This is a genomic window from Burkholderia alba (assembly GCF_034721475.1).
In the GTDB taxonomy this organism is placed as follows: Bacteria; Pseudomonadota; Gammaproteobacteria; order Burkholderiales; family Burkholderiaceae; genus Burkholderia; species Burkholderia alba.
On the sequence record NZ_JAWJWL010000004.1, the window covers coordinates 143,699 to 159,725 of the forward strand.

Here is a 16,027-nt window from a genome sequence, read left to right on the forward strand (position 1 = left end):
CCCGCATCGATGCTTTCCAAACTCACCCAATGGCTCGGCGCCCGCCGCCGCGACCATGCGCTGCGCACCCACCCGATCCCCGACGCGCTATGGCGCTCGACTGTCGAGCGCCTGCCGTTTCTTGCTTACCTGTCCGGCAGCGACCTGCAGCGCCTGCGCGACCTGACGAGCCTGTTTCTCGCCCGCAAGTCGTTTTCGACCGCGCACGATCTCGAGCTGACCGATGCGATGACGGTCGGCATCGCGGCGCAGGCCTGTCTGCCGATACTGAATCTGGATCTCGACCTGTACCGGGGCTGGGTCGGCATCGTCGTCTACCCGGGCGAGTTCGTGATTCGCAAGACGGTGGAGGACGAGGACGGCGTCGTCCACGAAATCGAGCAGGATGCAAGCGGCGAAGCGTGGGAAGGCGGCCCGGTCATCCTGTCGTGGGAGGACGCGCAGATGACTGACGGTACCGATGCGTACAACGTCGTGATCCATGAGTTCGCGCACAAGATCGACATGGTGAACGGCTTCGCCGACGGCCATCCGCCCCTGTTCCGGCGCTGGCACGCGCCGTTCATCGATGCACAAGGGTGGTCGGACGTGTTCGATCACGCATACGACCAGTTCTGCCGCCGCGTGGATTCGGTGCCGGATCGTGCATGGGCCCGCTTCGAGCGCGATTCGCTAATCGACCCCTATGCGGCGGACCACCCGTCGGAATTCTTCGCGGTCTGCAGCGAGGCGCTCTTTGTTCGGCCCAAGGTGTTCGAGTCCGAATTTCCCGAGCTGTACCGGCTGCTCGCCCGCTATTATCGGCAAGACCCGGCGAGCACCGGCGCACTCGCCGAGGGAACCTGATAAAAACTCGCCAACCATCTGATTTTCTGACATAATCGCGTACTTTCGACCTCAGGCAAGTGGCTCGCGCCGAGCTTCGCTATCGAAATTGCGCCGGCAGCCGGCGTTCGATGGCGAAAGCGGCGGGTTGGCTACCGCTCTTACTCAGGAAAAATCATGAAACAAGGCATTCACCCGAATTACCGCGAAGTCGTCTTCCAAGACATGTCGAACGGCTTCAAGTTCGTGACGCGCTCGACCATCCAGACGCGCGAAACCATCGAACTCGATGGCACGACCTACCCGCTCGCCAAGATCGAAGTGTCGTCGGAATCGCACTCGTTCTACACCGGCCAGCAAAAGATCATGGACACGGCCGGCCGCGTCGAGAAGTTCAAGAACAAGTTCGGCTCGCGCGCGAACGGCAAGGCAGCACAGTAAGTTTGCACGCGACAACCGGCAGCCGTACCGCCGGTTCAGCAAAAAGGGCAGCCCAGGCTGCCCTTTTTTGTCCCCGCTCGGTTCGCACCCCGTCCGCGAGGATGCCGCTGCCCCATTGCGCAGACGCGTATCGCTCGCCGCGTCTACAATGCCGGATGCTCAAAATCGCCTGCCCCACCCGCCGGGTCGCGCAAGGCGCCTCGCACACCTGAAGCCGCAATCTGCATGAAGCCTGTCGTTCGCCTTACCGCCTCCGCCACCCGCGCCCTGCCGCGCTGGCTGCTGCTCACGCTCTGCGTCGTCTATGCGGCGTTCGGCCTGTTCGGCCGCGATCCTTGGAAGAACGAGGACGCGGCGGGCTTCGGCGTGATGTGGACGATGGCCACCGGCACATTGCACGACTGGCTGCTGCCGAACCTGGTCGGCAAGTTCATCACGACGGACGGCCCGCTCGGCTACTGGCTCGGCAGCCTCGCGATCCGCGCGCTCGGACCGTGGGTCGACGCGAGCAATGCGTCGCGCGTCTATACCGGCGTGCTGTTCTGCGTGGCGTGCGCGTTCGTCTGGTACGCCGCCTATCTGCTCGGCCGGCGCGCCGAAGTGCAGCCGTTCAAGTATGCGTTCGGCGGCGAACCGGAGCCGCGCGACTACGGACGCACGCTCGCCGACGGCGCGCTGCTGATCCTCCTCGCGTGTTTCGGGCTCGCCGAGCGCGGCCACGAAACCACCCCGCAGCTCGCGCAGTTCGCATGGATCGCGATGCTGGTCTACAGCCTCGTGCGCAGCCTCGACAAGCCGCTGCAAGGCGCACTCTGGTGGGGCGTCTCGATCGGCTTGGTCGCGCTGTCCGGCAACCCGGTGCTGGTCGCCGCCTTGCTCGTCGGCACCCTCGCGCTATATCTCGTTACGCCGGGCATCCGCAATGCCTACCTGCCGCTGCTCGGCCTGCCGCTCGCCGTCGCGCTGTTCGCGATCTGGCCGGCCGCCGCGCTCGGATGGTTCCCCGACGACGCGAACTGGTTCTTCAACCAGTGGTTGCACGGCAGCCTGATGCGTTTTTCGGGACCGCCGACCGCCGTGCTCGGCTACGCGGCGAAAAACCTGCCGCTCTTCACGTGGCCCGCCTGGCCGCTGGCGATCTGGGCGTGGGTCAGTTGGGCGGGCTTCCGCCGCCGGGCGCACGTGGCGGCGCCGCTGTCGGTGATCGTGCCGCTCGTCGCGCTCGTGATCCTGCAGAGCCAGCAGAGCAACCGGATGTACATGCTGATCCTGCCGCCGCTCGCGGTATTGGCCACGTTCGCGCTGCCGACCCTGAAACGCGGCGCGATCAATGCGATCGACTGGTTCGCGGTGCTGAGCTTCACGATCCTCGGCACATTCGTGTGGCTCGTGTGGCTCGCGTCGCTCACCGGCTTCCCCTACCCGCTCGCCCGCAATCTCGCCCGGCTCGTGCCCGGCTACGAGCCGCACTTCAAGGTACTGTCGTTCGTCTGCGCGCTCATCGTGACGGCCTGCTGGATCCTGCTGGTGCGCTGGCGCATCTCGCGGCAGCCGAAGGTACTGTGGCGCAGCGTGGTGCTCTCGGGCGCGGGCACGACACTGATGTGGGTGCTGCTGATGACGCTGTGGCTGCCGTTCGTCAACTACAGCCGGACCTACCGCGACGTCGCGCAGCAGATTTCCGCGCACCTGCCGTCCGACTACGAATGCATCTCCCCGGTGCGGCTCGGCGATGCGCAGATCGCGACTTTCGCGTATTTCGGCGACATGCACTTCTCGTTCACCGACGACTGCGACGTGCTGCTGCGCCAGGATCGCGCCGACTACGGCGAGCCCAGCTCGATCTCGCAGTACGTATGGCGGCTCGTGTGGGAAGGCCGGCGGGTGGCCGATCGCGACGAGCGCTTCCGCCTGTACGAACGGATCGAGCGACCGAAAACACCCGTCAAGCGCCGGCCGCCGCGCACCGCCCGGGACTGACCGGTGTTCGCTGATATCCGCAAGATCGTCGGCCTTGCATGGCCGGTGCTGATCGGACAGCTCGCGATCGTCGCGTTCGGCGTGATCGACACGGCAATGGTCGGCCGCTTCTCGGCGCTCGATCTCGCCGCGCTCGGACTCGGTTCGTCGATCTACCTGTCGGTCTTCATCGGCCTCACCGGCATCCTGTCGGCGCTGCAGCCGATCGCGGGGCAACTGTACGGTGCGCGCCGTTTCCACGAAATCGGCGAGGAAGTCCGCCAGGCCATGTGGCTCGCCGTCATGCTCGCGATCCCCGGATTCCTGCTGCTGCACTTCCCGGAGCCGCTGCTGCGCATCGCGCACGCCCCCGCCGAACTGCACGAGCGCACCGTCGCCTATCTGCGGATCCTGTCGTTCGGGCTGCCCGCCAGCCTGCTGTTCCGGATCTACAACGCGCTCACGAACGCCGCCGGCAAACCCCGGCTCGCGATGATCCTGCAGATCGGCGCGCTGCTGCTTAAGTTTCCGCTCAACATCTGGTTCATCTTCGGCGGCTTTGGCGTGCCCTCGCTGGGCGGCCCCGGCTGCGGGCTCGCGAGCACGCTGATCAACTGGGGGCTCGCGCTGACCGGCTTCACGCTGCTCGCGCGGCTCGACGTGTTCGCGCCGCTCGCGATCTTCTCGCGCTTCTGCCGGCCCGTCTGGCAGCGCCAGAAAGCCATCCTGAAGCTCGGCGTGCCGATGGGGCTCTCCTATCTCATCGAGGTGACGTCGTACACGTTCATGGCGCTGTTCATCGCGCACTTCGGGACGACCACGCTCGCCGGCCATCAGATCGCCGGCAACCTCGGCGCCGTGCTGTACATGACGCCGCTGTCGATCGGCGTCGCCGCGTCGACGCTCGTCGCCCAGGCGCTGGGCGCGCAGCAGCCGGACGCCGCCCGCGCGCTGTCGCGCCACGCGATCATGTTGGCGGGCGCGACGGCTTGCTGCTACGGCCTGATCGTGCTCACGCTGCGGCCGATCCTGGTGCTCGGCTACACGTCGAACGCGAAGGTCGCCGCGGCCGCACTGCCGCTGATGGCGATCGTCGCCGTCTATCACGTGTTCGACGCGCTGCAGGCCAGCACCGCGTTCGTCCTGCGCGCCTACAAGGTGGCGATCGTGCCGACCGTCATCTACGCGATCGCACTGTGGGGCGTCGGCTTGGGCGGCGGATACGCGCTCGGTTTCGATGTGGGCGGCTGGGTCCCCGCGTGGCTGACCGGCGCGCGCGGATTCTGGTGCGCCAATGCGGCGAGCCTGGCGGTGGCCGGCACGGGCCTCGTCCTGTACTGGCGGCGCGTGAGCCGCCGCCCGTTGTCCCTCACGCCCCTGCCCGCCGGCGCGGTCTGAGCGGCCCGCCTCGCGCGCCGCGCTATCCGGCGGCGCGCTCCGCCATCACGATGCCCCGGGCGTCGAACACCTCCCGCGCGGCAAACAACGCGTTGAGCGCCGCCGGAAAACCCGCGTAGACGCTCATCTGCATGAACACCTCGACGATCTCCTCGGGGGTGCAGCCGACGTTCAGCGCGCCTTCGACATGCACTTTCAACTGCGGCTGCGCGTTGCCGAGCGCGGCCAGCGCGGCGATCGTCGCGATTTCGCGCGACTTCAGATCGAGCTGCGGCCGGCTGTACAGGTCGCCGAACGGAAACTCGATCAGGAGCCGGCCGAATTCCGGCGCGATCGCCGCCAGCGACGCCACCACGCGCTCGCCCGCCTCGCCGTCGATTTCCTTCAGCTTGCGCCAGCCTTGTTCGTAGCGCGCGTTCTTTGCCTGCCGGATTTCGGGTTGTTCCATGACGACTCCTGTTCCTGTGAAATACGCTCGCCCGGCGGGCGAGCCGACTGTGTCATGTCGCGCTCGAGCGAGGCATAGTGCGCGATCTTGTCGGTGATCGCCGCCAGATTGCTCTGCAGCTGTCCGATCTGCGCGAGCACGGCGTCACGATGCGAGGCGAGCAGCACACGGCGCTCGCCGACGGTGGCATCCCCGGCGTCCCGCAGCAGCGCGAACGCCTGGATTCCGGCGATCGGCATGCCGGTCGCCTTCAGCCGCAGCACGAAGCGCAGCCAGTCCAGATCGGCCGGCGCGTACAGCCGATGCCCGGCGCCGGTGCGCGCGATCGCCCGCAGCAGTCCCGCCTGCTCGTAATACCTCAGCGTATGCGTCGAAACGCCGATCAGTTCGGCCACCTGTCCGATCGTCAGCGCATTCGGGGGCGTTTTCTTCGATGCATTCGACATGACGTTTCCAAGGTTAGGACTTAGAGCGCACTCTAAGTCAAGCACCACCGGCAAGCCAGCCCCCCGGTATCCGCGGATTCCGTCAAGAATGGTAAAAACCGGCCGCAAATCCGCCTGCCGGCCTTTACAGCGCGCCCTTCGGTGAGCAACACTCGCCCGGCTGTCTTAAAAAGGGCACGCATTTGTCCTATGCTTAAACGCAGCATGCGGCCGTCTTACGGCATGCCATCCGTTCCAACAGCCATTCATCCGTTTACAGGGGAGTCCTTGCCATGCTGAGAAAGCTGCTGATGCTGTTCGTCGCGTTGTCGCTGTCGCTGTCCGCGGCTTTCGCCGCGGCAGTCGAGGTCAATACGGCCGATCAGGCCGCGCTCGAATCCGTGAAGGGCCTCGGGCCGGTGAAATCGAAGGCGATCATCGACGAGCGCACCAAGAACGGCCCGTTCAAGGATGCCGACGATCTGGCAAGCCGCGTGAAGGGACTCGGCACCAAATCGGTCACCAATCTCGAGGCAGCCGGCCTGACGATCGGCGGCTCAGCCACGCCGCCGACCGGCGCGAAGGCGAAGCCCGCGACGACGTCGAAGCCCGCCGCCACGACGGCCGCGACCACGACGGCCACCGCTCCGGCGCCGACGGCGCCGTCGACCGCCGCGAGCGACGCGGCGGCGAAGCCGGCCAAGGCAACCCGCGCGTCGAAGAAGAAGGCTGCTGCGGCAGCAGCGGCGAGCGCGGCGGCGGATGCCAGCGAGCCGGCGGCAGCGTCGGCCCCGAAAGCGAAGAGTTCGAAAAAGAGCAAGAAGGCCAAGGCGGCCTCGGCGGCCGCCGCATCTGGCACGTAAGTCCGACGCCGCACGCACGAGGCGCGCGGCGTTTCGTTCAACTGGCGCCGCTCGCGCGGCGCCGTTCAACCTAGTGAGTCCATCATGGGTCTACTCGATATCGTTGGCGGTCTGATCGGCGGCCAGTCCGGCGGCAACCAGAACGCGCTCGTCTCCACCGCACTGGAGTTCATCAACAACCAGCCGGGCGGCCTGAACGGCCTCGTCGAGAAGTTCAAGGCGGGCGGCGCGGGCGACATCATCGGCTCGTGGGTCGGCAACGGCGCCAACCAGCCGATCTCGCCGGAAGCGCTGCAGAACGTGCTCGGCTCCGATACGGTGAGCGCGCTCGCGAGCAAGGTCGGCATCGACCCCGCCCAAGCCTCGGGCATCCTCGCGCAGGTGCTGCCGCACGTCGTCAACGGCGCGACGCCGAACGGCGAGGTGCCCGCGGGCGGCCAGGTCGATACGTCGAACGTGCTGGGCACCCTCACCCAGCTCGCCGGCATGTTCGGCGGCAACAAGCAGGGCTGACGCACGGGCGCGGCTACCGCGCCCCGTTCGCGCATAAACAAACACCCCGCGCTAGCGGGGTGTTTGTTTTGCGGCGGCGGCCGCCACGACTGCCGAGGCGCGTCAGTGCACGACGCGGTCGAACACGAACTTGCCGTCCTGCACGTCGACCGGAATCACGTCCTTCGGGCCGAAACGGCCGGCCAGGATCAACTTCGCGACCGGATTCTCGATCTCCTGCTGGATCGCGCGCTTCAGCGGCCGCGCGCCGAACAGCGGGTCGTAACCCACCTTGCCGATCTGTTCGAGCGCGGCATCCGACACGTCCAGTTCCATGTCGAGCTTCGCGAGCCGCTCGTGCAGACGGGCCAGCTGGATCTTCGCAATCGACTGGATGTTGCTGCGGTCGAGCGCATGGAACACGACGACATCGTCGATCCGGTTCAGGAATTCGGGCCGGAAGTGCTGCTTCACCTCGAGCCACACGGCATCCTTGATCTCCTCCTGCGGCGCGCCCGCCATCGCCTGGATCACCTGCGAACCGAGATTCGACGTCATCACGATCACCGTGTTCTTGAAGTCGACCGTGCGCCCCTGCCCGTCCGTCATCCGGCCGTCGTCGAGCACCTGCAGCAGCACGTTGAAGACATCGGGATGCGCTTTCTCGATCTCGTCGAGCAGAATCACGCTGTACGGCTTGCGGCGCACGGCTTCCGTCAGGTAGCCGCCTTCCTCGTAGCCGACATAGCCCGGCGGCGCGCCGATCAGCCGCGCGACGCTGTGCTTCTCCATGAATTCGCTCATGTCGATGCGGATCAGATGTTCTTCCGAATCGAACAGGAACGACGCCAACGCCTTGCACAGCTCCGTCTTGCCGACACCCGTCGGCCCGAGGAACAGGAACGAGCCGTACGGCCGGTTCGGATCGGCGAGACCCGCGCGCGACCGTCGGATCGCGTCGGCGACCGCACCGATCGCCTCGTGCTGGCCGACCACGCGCTCGTGCAGCCTCTCCTCGATGTGCAACAGCTTCTCGCGCTCGCCCTGCATCATTCGCGAGACCGGGATGCCGGTCGCGCGCGACACGACCTCGGCGATTTCCTCCGCGCCGACCTGGGTGCGCAACAGCCGCGGCTTCGACGGATTATGCTGTTCGCGCTCCTCCGCCTGCGTGACCTGCTTGAGCTGCGCCTCGAGCTGCGGCAGCTTGCCGTACTGCAGTTCGGCGACCTTCTCGAGCTTGCCCTCGCGCTGCAGGCGGACAATCTCGGCACGCACCTTCTCGATGTCTTCCTTGAGCTGCGCGCTGCCCTGCACCGCGGCCTTCTCGGCGGTCCAGATTTCTTCCAGATCCGCGTACTCGCGGCCGAGGCGATCGATTTCCTCCTCGATCAGCTGCAGACGCTTCTGCGATGCCTCGTCCTGCTCCTTCTTCACGGCCTCGCGCTCGATCTTGAGCTGAATCAGGCGGCGATCGAGCCGATCCATTTCTTCGGGCTTCGAATCGATTTCCATCTTGATCTTCGACGCGGCCTCGTCGATCAGGTCGATCGCCTTGTCCGGCAGGAAGCGGTCGGTGATGTAGCGATGCGACAGCTCCGCCGCCGCGACGATCGCCGGATCGGTGATGTCCACGCCGTGATGCAGCTCATACTTCTCCTGCAGCCCGCGCAGGATCGCGATCGTGGCCTCGACCGACGGCTCGTCGACCAGCACCTTCTGGAAGCGCCGTTCGAGCGCCGCATCCTTCTCGATGTACTTGCGGTACTCATCGAGCGTCGTCGCGCCGATGCAGTGCAGTTCGCCGCGCGACAGCGCCGGCTTCAGCATGTTGCCCGCATCCATCGCGCCCTCGGCCTTGCCCGCGCCGACCATCGTGTGGATTTCGTCGATGAAGACGATCGTCCGGCCCTCGTCCTTCGCGATGTCGCTCAGCACCGCTTTCAGGCGCTCCTCGAATTCGCCGCGATACTTCGCGCCCGCCAGCAGCGCCGCCATATCGAGCGACAGCACGCGCTTGCCCTTGAGCGTCTCCGGCACCTCGCCGTTGACGATCCGCTGCGCGAGCCCTTCGACGATCGCGGTCTTGCCGACCCCCGGTTCGCCGATCAGTACCGGATTGTTCTTGGTGCGACGCTGCAGGATCTGGATCGAACGGCGGATTTCGTCGTCGCGGCCGATCACCGGATCGAGCTTGCCCGAACGCGCGCGCTCGGTCAGATCGACCGTGTATTTCTTCAGCGCCTCGCGCTGGCTCTCCGCATCCTGGCTGTGCACCTGCGAGCCGCCGCGCACCGCGACGATCGCGGCTTCCAGCGCCTTGCGCGTCAGGCCGTGCTGGCGCGCCAGCTTGCCCGCGTCGCCCTTGTCGTCGGCAACGGCAAGCAGGAACATCTCGCTCGCGATGAAGCTGTCGTTGAGTTTTTGTGCTTCCTTGTCCGCCTGGTTCAGCAGGCCGGCCAGTTCGCGGCCGACCTGGACGTCGCCGCCCGTGCCCGTGACCTGCGGCAGGCGCGAGATCGCCTCGTTCAGCGCGCCTTGCAGCGCCTGGACGTGCACGCCTGCCCGCGACAGCAGCGAACGTGCGGAACCGTCGTGCTGCGCGACGAGCGCGGCCAGCACGTGAACGGGTTCGATGTATTGATTGTCGCGCCCGGCGGCGAGACTTTGCGCATCAGCCAGTGCCTCTTGGAATTTGGTGGTGAGCTTGTCGATTCTCATGCAGAGACCTCCAATTTTCGAATATCACCAAAATGAGGGTGGTTACGCGCCTTTCAAGCAGATTTTTATCAAAAAGAGGCGAATTCCCGCCCGCGGCGGGAATTCGGAGCATGGCGACCGCGCATCGGCCCGCGAGGGGCCAGGCGGGTGCTAGCCGGTCACGGAAGCGGGTGCCGGCGCGCCGACGGGCGCATCGGCCGGGATCACCCGGATCGGAATCATGCCGAGCAGCACCGCGAGCTTTTCGCCCGACTGCACCAACTCGCCGATCGTGTGCCGGTCGAGTTCGGCGAAGAATGCCGTACGCGCCGAGATGAACACGTCCTTCAGACGGCACTGCGATTCGATCACGCAGTGCCGATGCGGATCCGGTTCACGCGTGCTCGGGAGGCAGCCGACGAGCGCGAAATCGCTTTCGGTGGCTCGCACCACCTCGCCGACCGTCAGCGCGACCGAGCGCGCATTGAGCCGCAAACCGCCGTTTCGCCCTCGCACGGTCTCGACCCATCCGAGTTCGCCGAGTTGCTGTACCACCTTCATCAGGTGGTTCTTGGAGATGCCATAGGCATCCGAGATCTCCTGAATCGTCGTCAGGCCCTCGCCTCGGACTGCGAGAAACAGCATGACGCGTAGAGAATAATCGGTGTAGTCGGTCAGTCTCATGAGCGGATAGGTATTTAATAGTGATCGTGCCCTTGATCGACGACCGGCATGAGCGCGCTGCGCGAAGCACGCTGCCGGCATTGCCGATTTGGCGGCCGCACCATAAGATGCGGCCTGTCAGCACTTTTTTGGGGTGGCCGACCGCTATTGTGCGACAAAATCGCCGGAGCGTGCTGAGCCCGCACCAGGCCCTTTTTTCTCATGATTCCAACCGATTTTCCGCCCGCTACCCCGCGCGCCACGCCGCTGCGCGCCGCCGAACCGACCGAGGACAACATCCGCGAGCTGGTCGACGCGTTCTACGAGCGCGTGCGCGACGACGCGCTGCTGGGCCCGGTGTTCGACAGCCGGCTCGCGGGCCGCTGGGACGAACACCTGCCGAAGATGGTGATGTTCTGGTCGAGCCTCGTGCTCGGGACCAAGGGATATCGCGGCAACGTACAGGCGGTGCATCAGCCGCTTGAAGGCGTGGAGCCCGCCCACTTCAGCCGCTGGCTCGCGCTCTTCCTGAACACCGTCGAGACCCGCTACGAACCGGCGGCGGCGGTACGCTTCATGGAGCCTGCGCTGCGCATCGCGCAAAGCCTGCAGTTGAGCCGCTTCGGCTGGGAGTACCGGATACCGGCCGAGCAACAGGCCATTCTCGACCTGATCGCGCCGAAGCGGCGCGACGCGGACGACCTCGCCGCGCCGACGAGACCGCGCGGCGAGCCGTTCCCGGCGAAGATCATCGGCCGTTCGCGCGACGACTGACCCCGACGGCGGCGTTGCCGCGCACCGGGCACCCCACGCTCAGGACGCCGTATCCGCGTTGCCGGACACGATGCCCCAGCGCGCCAGCGCCGCGTCGTCGGTACTGCGCGCATCGACCCAGCGTTCGCCCGCCGGCGTCGTTTCCTTCTTCCAGAACGGCGCCTGGGTCTTCAGGTAGTCCATCACGAATTCGCACGAGGCGAACGCGTCGCCGCGATGCGCCGATACGGTGGCGACGAACACGATCTGATCGAGCGGATAGAGCTTGCCGACCCGGTGCACGATCGCGACGTCGACCCCAGGCCAGCGCGCGCGCGCACGCGCGGCGATCGCCTCCAGCGCCTTCTCCGTCATGCCCGGATAATGTTCGAGTTCGAGCGTTTCGACCTGCGCGCCGTCGTTCAGGTCGCGCACCGTCCCGACGAAGCACGCGACCGCGCCCACCTTCGGATTGCGGGCACGCAACGCCGCGATTTCGGCGCTCACGTCGAAATCGTCCGTCTGGACTCGCACCGTCGTCATGACCGCCTCCTCAACCGCCGGTGACCGGCGGGAAAAACGCCACTTCGCAGCCTTCGGTGATGCGCGCGCCGGGCTCCGTCATCGTGTGATTGCAGGCCATCCGCAACGCGCGGCCTTCCGCGAGGGTCTCGGCCCAGACGCCGCCGCGCGCGCGCAGCCATGCGCGCACGTCGCCGACCGTCGCGATGCCGTCCGGCACCGTCACGGTTTCGCCCGACACGCCCAGCGCCTCGCGCACGCTCGCAAAGAATCTCAATTCGATATGCATCGTGACACCCCGCCCGTCAGCCGAGCAGTTCGGAAAAAGGAATGAAACGCACGGTCTCGCCCGCGCTGATCGCGTGGTTCGGCGGATTGTCGATCAACCCGTCGCCCCAGACCGTCGAGGTCAGCACCGCCGAACTCTGATTGGGGAACAGGTCGAGCCCGCCCGCCGCGTTGACGCGCGCGCGCAGGAATTCGTTGCGGCGATCGGCCCTGGCCTGCGTAAAATCGGCCCGCAGCGAGTACGCACGCGGCGCGACTTCCGCGACGCCCGCCACGCGCAGCAGAAACGGCCGCACGAACAGCAGGAAGGTCGCGAAGCTCGATACGGGATTGCCGGGCAAGCCGATGAAAAAGGCTTCGCCGTCACTCGCCGACGCGTCACGGCGGACCGCGCCGAACGCCAGCGGCTTGCCGGGCTTCATCGCGATCTGCCACAGCGCCAGCCGGCCTTCCGCCTCCACGGCCGGCTTCACATGATCCTCGTCGCCGACCGACACGCCGCCGCTCGTCACGATCAGGTCATGCGCGCGTGCCGCCTCGCGCAACGTCGCACGGGTTGCGTCGAGCGCATCGGGCACGATGCCGTAGTCGGTCACCTCGCAGCCGAGCCGTTCGAGCAGGCCGCGCAGCGTGAAGCGGTTCGAGTTGTAGATCGCGCCGGGCCTGAGCGGCTCGCCCGGCATCGTCAGTTCGTCGCCGGTAAAGAACACCGCGACCTTCACGCGGCGCTTCACCGTCAGCTGCGCACAGCCGACCGACGCGGCAAGGCCGAGCGCCTGCGGCGTCAGCCGCGTGCCGGCGGGCAGGATCACCGCGCCCCGGCGGATGTCCGCGCCCTGCGCGGTGATCCATTCGCCCGCCTTCGGCGTGTGCAGGATGTCGACCTGATCGCCCGAAAGCTCGGTCTGCTCCTGCATCACGACGGCGTCGGCACCGGGCGGCACCGTCGCGCCGGTGAAGATGCGCGCGGCCGTCCCGGCGGCCAGTGGCCCGGCCGGATGGCCCGCCGGAATCCGCTGCGATACCGGCAGGCGGCGCTCGCCGTGGGTCAGGTCGGCAACCCGCACCGCGTAGCCGTCCATCGCGCTCGTATGCATCGGCGGCACGTCGAGCGGCGACACCACGTCGGCCGCCAGCACGCGGTTGAGCGCATCGAGCGTCGCGACGGTTTCGGTGTCGGCGAGCGGCGCGGCCGCGCCGAGAAGCGCCGCCAGCGCTTCCGCCGTCGACAGCATCGGCGCGCGCGGCGCCTGGGGAATGGGATTGGACATCGGGGGACGAAAAGAGAACCGGATACGCCATTGTAGCGACGGCCCCGACCGGGCGGGCGATATGCCGATCATCGGCTTGCACTTATCCCGCCGCGCGGCGCGCCAATGACAACGGCCGTGGCGGAGCACCCGCCACGGCCGTCGGGAGCCCCGTGGGGCGCGCTCAGGCGCCCGTGCGCGCGGCGATGAACGCCTTCACCGGTTGCGCGTCCGCCGGCACCACGTCGAAGCGCTGCGGCAGCGCCTCGATGCCGACGAAGGCCGCCGGACGCTCCGGCTCGCGCCGCAGCGCCTCGCGGATCGTCTCGCCGAACTTCACGGGCTGCGCGGTTTCCAGCACGACCATCGGCACGCCCGGCTGCAGATGCTCGCGCGCCACCTTCAGGCCGTCGGCCGTGTGCGTGTCGATCATCGTGCCGTAACGCTCGAACACGTCGCGGATGGTCGCCAGACGGTCGGCGTGGCTGCTGCGGCCCGACACGAAGCCGAACTCGCCGACGCGGGCGAAATCGCCGCTCGCGGCGAGATCGAAGCCGCCCTTCTCCTCCACGTCGCGGAACAGCTGCAACACGCGCGCCGGATCGCGACCCAGCAGGTCGAATACGAACCGCTCGAAATTCGACGCCTTCGAGATATCCATGCTCGGGCTGCTGGTGTGATACGTGTGTTCCGCGCCGCGCACCCGGTACGCGCCGGTACGGAAGAACTCGTCGAGCACGTCGTTCTCGTTGGTGGCCACCACGAGCTTCTCGATCGGCAGGCCCATCATTCGCGCGATATGGCCGGCGCAGACGTTGCCGAAGTTGCCCGACGGCACCGTGAACGACACGCGCTCGCCGTTGTGCGCCGTTGCCGCGAAGTAACCCTTGAAGTAGTAGACGACCTGCGCGACGACCCGCGCCCAGTTGATCGAATTGACCGTGCCGATCTTGTGGCGCGCCTTGAACGCGTGATCGTTCGACACAGCCTTCACGATGTCCTGGCAGTCGTCGAACACGCCTTCGACCGCGAGATTGAAGATGTTCGGATCCTGCAGGCTGTACATCTGCGCGGTCTGGAACGCGCTCATCTTCCGATGCGGCGACAGCATGAACACGCGGACGCCGGCCTTGCCGCGCATCGCATACTCGGCCGCGCTGCCGGTGTCGCCCGACGTCGCGCCGAGGATGTTGAGCGTTTCGCCGTGCTTCGCGAGCGTGTACTCGAACAGGTTGCCGAGCAGCTGCATCGCCATGTCCTTGAACGCGAGCGTCGGGCCGTTCGACAGTTCGAGCAGCGACACCCGCGCCCCGTTCTCGTCGCCGAGCGGCCTGAGCGGGGTAATGTCCGCCGCGCGCTCGCCATGCCGCGTGTTGCGGTAGACCTCGGCCGTATAGGTGCGGCGCGTCAGCGCGCGCAAATCATCCGCCGGGATGTCGTCGCTGAACTTCGACAGGATCTCGAAGGCCAGATCCGCATAGGGCAGCGCGCGCCAGCGCGCCAGCTCGTCGGCCGAAACGCGCGGATAGTCGGCGGGCAGATAGAGGCCGCCGTCCTTCGCGAGACCGCCGAGCAGGATATCGGAGAATGTGTGGCGCTCGCCGATGCCGGCGCCGCGCGTGGAAATGTAATTCATGACCTCGGCCTTAGTTGAGCGCTTCCATGCGCAGCTTCGTCACCTTGGACACGACCGTCGACAGCGCCTCGATGCCGGCGATCGCCGCATTGACGTTCTTCTCGATCGTTTCGTGCGTGATCAGGATGATGTCGGTTTCGCCGTTGGCGGCGTCGACGTGCTCGGATTCCTTCTGCAGCAGCGCGTCGATCGAGATGCCCGACGCGGCGAGAATCCGGGTGATGTCGGCCAGCACGCCGGTCTGGTCGGCGACGCGCAGACGCAGGTAGTAGCCGCTCGTCACTTCGTCGATCGGCAGGATCGGCGTATTCGACAGGCTCTCCGGCTGGAATGCGAGATGCGGCACGCGGTGTTCCGGATCGGCGGTGTGCAGCCGCGTGACGTCGACCAGATCGGCGACCACGGCCGACGCCGTCGGCTCCGCGCCCGCGCCCTTGCCGTAGTAAAGCGTCGTGCCGACCGCATCGCCGTGCACGACGACCGCGTTCATCGCGCCTTCGACGTTCGCCAGCAGGCGCTTCTCGGGAATCAGCGTCGGATGCACGCGCAGCTCGATGCCGCGCTCGGTACGGCGCGTGATGCCGAGAAGCTTGATCCGGTAGCCGAGCTCTTCCGCATAGCGGATGTCGGTGGCCGCGAGCTGGCTGATCCCTTCGATGTACGCGCGCTCGAACTGCACCGGCACGCCGAATGCGATCGCGCTCATGATGGTCGCCTTGTGTGCGGCGTCGACGCCCTCGATGTCGAAGGTCGGATCGGCCTCCGCATAGCCCAGTTCCTGCGCGGCCTTCAGAGCCGTCGCGAAATCGAGGCCGCTGTCGCGCATTTCGGACAGGATGTAGTTCGTCGTGCCGTTGATGATGCCGGCGATGTACTGGATCCGGTTCGCGGTCAGGCCTTCGCGCAGCGCCTTGATGATCGGGATGCCGCCCGCGACCGCCGCCTCGAACGCGACCATCACGCCCTGCTTGCGCGCCGCCGCGAAGATCTCGCCGCCGTGCACCGCGAGGAGCGCCTTGTTGGCGGTCACGACGTGCTTGCCGTTCGCGATCGCGCGCAGCACCAGCTCGCGCGCGATGCCGGTGCCGCCGATCATCTCGGCAATGATCGCGATCGACGGATCGTCCACCACCGCGTTGAAATCGTCGGTGAGCTGCGCGCCGCCGAGGCTGCCGCCGGCGGCGGCCAGCGCCTTCGCCGGATTGCGCACCGCGATGCGCGTCACCTCGATGCTGCGCCCCGCGCGGCGTTTGATTTCTTCCTGGTTGCGGCCCAGCACCGTGAAGGTGCCGCTGCCTACCGTGCCGAAGCCCAACAGGCCAACTTTGATCGGTTCCATGCTGCGTGTGATCTATGTAATGAAG

At 66.8% G+C, this 16,027-nt stretch carries 16 protein-coding genes; 7 read left to right on the forward strand and 9 right to left on the reverse strand.

Annotated features, from left to right (window positions below; all coding sequences use genetic code 11):
- Nucleotides 1-9 precede the first annotated feature (9 nt).
- The 4 genes from RZR99_RS05665 (at nucleotide 10) to RZR99_RS05680 (ending at nucleotide 4,623) form a co-directional block, all read left to right on the forward strand.
- Nucleotides 10-846 (forward strand): M90 family metallopeptidase, encoded by an 837-nt coding sequence (locus RZR99_RS05665; protein ID WP_323118761.1) that lies wholly within the window; start codon nucleotides 10-12, stop codon nucleotides 844-846.
- 156 nt (nucleotides 847-1,002) lie between these two features.
- Nucleotides 1,003-1,266: a type B 50S ribosomal protein L31 gene (locus tag RZR99_RS05670; RefSeq protein WP_323118762.1), complete on the forward strand. Its 264-nt coding sequence runs from the start codon at nucleotides 1,003-1,005 to the stop codon at nucleotides 1,264-1,266.
- A gap of 225 nt (nucleotides 1,267-1,491) precedes the next feature.
- Nucleotides 1,492-3,246, forward strand: coding sequence for an ArnT family glycosyltransferase (locus RZR99_RS05675; protein ID WP_323118763.1), 1,755 nt, complete (start codon nucleotides 1,492-1,494; stop codon nucleotides 3,244-3,246).
- A 3-nt stretch (nucleotides 3,247-3,249) separates the two neighbouring features.
- Nucleotides 3,250-4,623, forward strand: a complete 1,374-nt coding sequence (locus RZR99_RS05680) for an MATE family efflux transporter (protein ID WP_323118764.1) — start codon at nucleotides 3,250-3,252, stop codon at nucleotides 4,621-4,623.
- 22 nt (nucleotides 4,624-4,645) lie between these two features.
- Here RZR99_RS05680 and RZR99_RS05685 read toward each other — a convergent pair whose 3' ends face one another.
- Together RZR99_RS05685 and RZR99_RS05690 are read right to left on the reverse strand one after the other, a co-directional pair.
- On the reverse strand, nucleotides 4,646-5,071 hold the full coding sequence (locus RZR99_RS05685) for a carboxymuconolactone decarboxylase family protein (RefSeq protein WP_323118765.1): 426 nt from the start codon (nucleotides 5,069-5,071) through the stop codon (nucleotides 4,646-4,648).
- Nucleotides 5,008-5,517, reverse strand: a complete 510-nt coding sequence (locus RZR99_RS05690; protein WP_323118766.1) for a MerR family transcriptional regulator — start codon at nucleotides 5,515-5,517, stop codon at nucleotides 5,008-5,010. Before RZR99_RS05690 ends, RZR99_RS05685 begins: the two co-directional genes overlap by 64 nt.
- Nucleotides 5,518-5,789: 272 nt before the next feature.
- Here RZR99_RS05690 and RZR99_RS05695 point away from each other — a divergent pair, with 272 nt between their 5' ends.
- Both RZR99_RS05695 and RZR99_RS05700 read left to right on the forward strand, forming a co-directional pair.
- Nucleotides 5,790-6,359 carry a ComEA family DNA-binding protein gene (locus RZR99_RS05695; RefSeq protein WP_323118767.1) on the forward strand — a complete coding sequence of 190 codons (570 nt, stop codon included), beginning with the start codon at nucleotides 5,790-5,792 and terminating at the stop codon, nucleotides 6,357-6,359.
- A gap of 84 nt (nucleotides 6,360-6,443) precedes the next feature.
- Nucleotides 6,444-6,872, forward strand: coding sequence for a YidB family protein (locus tag RZR99_RS05700; protein ID WP_323118768.1), 429 nt, complete (start codon nucleotides 6,444-6,446; stop codon nucleotides 6,870-6,872).
- 102 nt (nucleotides 6,873-6,974) lie between these two features.
- On the opposite strand, the gene clpB is transcribed toward RZR99_RS05700, so the two are convergent.
- Both clpB and RZR99_RS05710 read right to left on the reverse strand, forming a co-directional pair.
- Nucleotides 6,975-9,572: an ATP-dependent chaperone ClpB gene (gene clpB / locus RZR99_RS05705; RefSeq protein ID WP_323118769.1), complete on the reverse strand. Its 2,598-nt coding sequence runs from the start codon at nucleotides 9,570-9,572 to the stop codon at nucleotides 6,975-6,977.
- A gap of 150 nt (nucleotides 9,573-9,722) precedes the next feature.
- A complete protein-coding gene (locus RZR99_RS05710; protein WP_323118770.1) occupies nucleotides 9,723-10,235 on the reverse strand; it encodes an Rrf2 family transcriptional regulator in 513 nt (170 codons plus the stop codon).
- 201 nt (nucleotides 10,236-10,436) lie between these two features.
- On the opposite strand from RZR99_RS05710, the gene RZR99_RS05715 reads away from it, so the two are divergent.
- The gene (locus RZR99_RS05715; RefSeq protein WP_323118771.1) at nucleotides 10,437-10,988 is read left to right on the forward strand and encodes a group III truncated hemoglobin; all 552 of its coding nucleotides are present in this window, start codon (nucleotides 10,437-10,439) and stop codon (nucleotides 10,986-10,988) included.
- 39 nt (nucleotides 10,989-11,027) lie between these two features.
- Here RZR99_RS05715 and moaE read toward each other — a convergent pair whose 3' ends face one another.
- The 5 genes from moaE to RZR99_RS05740 all read right to left on the reverse strand — a co-directional run bounded on the left by moaE (nucleotide 11,028) and on the right by RZR99_RS05740 (nucleotide 16,002).
- A complete protein-coding gene (gene moaE / locus RZR99_RS05720) occupies nucleotides 11,028-11,510 on the reverse strand; it encodes a molybdopterin synthase catalytic subunit MoaE (protein WP_323118772.1) in 483 nt (160 codons plus the stop codon).
- 10 nt (nucleotides 11,511-11,520) lie between these two features.
- Complete coding sequence (moaD, locus tag RZR99_RS05725) at nucleotides 11,521-11,778, reverse strand: molybdopterin converting factor subunit 1 (RefSeq protein WP_323118773.1); 258 nt, start codon at nucleotides 11,776-11,778, stop codon at nucleotides 11,521-11,523.
- Nucleotides 11,779-11,794: 16 nt separating this feature from the next.
- Nucleotides 11,795-13,048, reverse strand: a complete 1,254-nt coding sequence (locus tag RZR99_RS05730; protein ID WP_323118774.1) for a molybdopterin molybdotransferase MoeA — start codon at nucleotides 13,046-13,048, stop codon at nucleotides 11,795-11,797.
- A gap of 163 nt (nucleotides 13,049-13,211) precedes the next feature.
- On the reverse strand, nucleotides 13,212-14,663 hold the full coding sequence (gene thrC / locus RZR99_RS05735; protein ID WP_323118775.1) for a threonine synthase: 1,452 nt from the start codon (nucleotides 14,661-14,663) through the stop codon (nucleotides 13,212-13,214).
- A gap of 10 nt (nucleotides 14,664-14,673) precedes the next feature.
- Nucleotides 14,674-16,002, reverse strand: a complete 1,329-nt coding sequence (locus RZR99_RS05740) for a homoserine dehydrogenase (RefSeq protein WP_323118776.1) — start codon at nucleotides 16,000-16,002, stop codon at nucleotides 14,674-14,676.
- Nucleotides 16,003-16,027 lie beyond the last annotated feature (25 nt).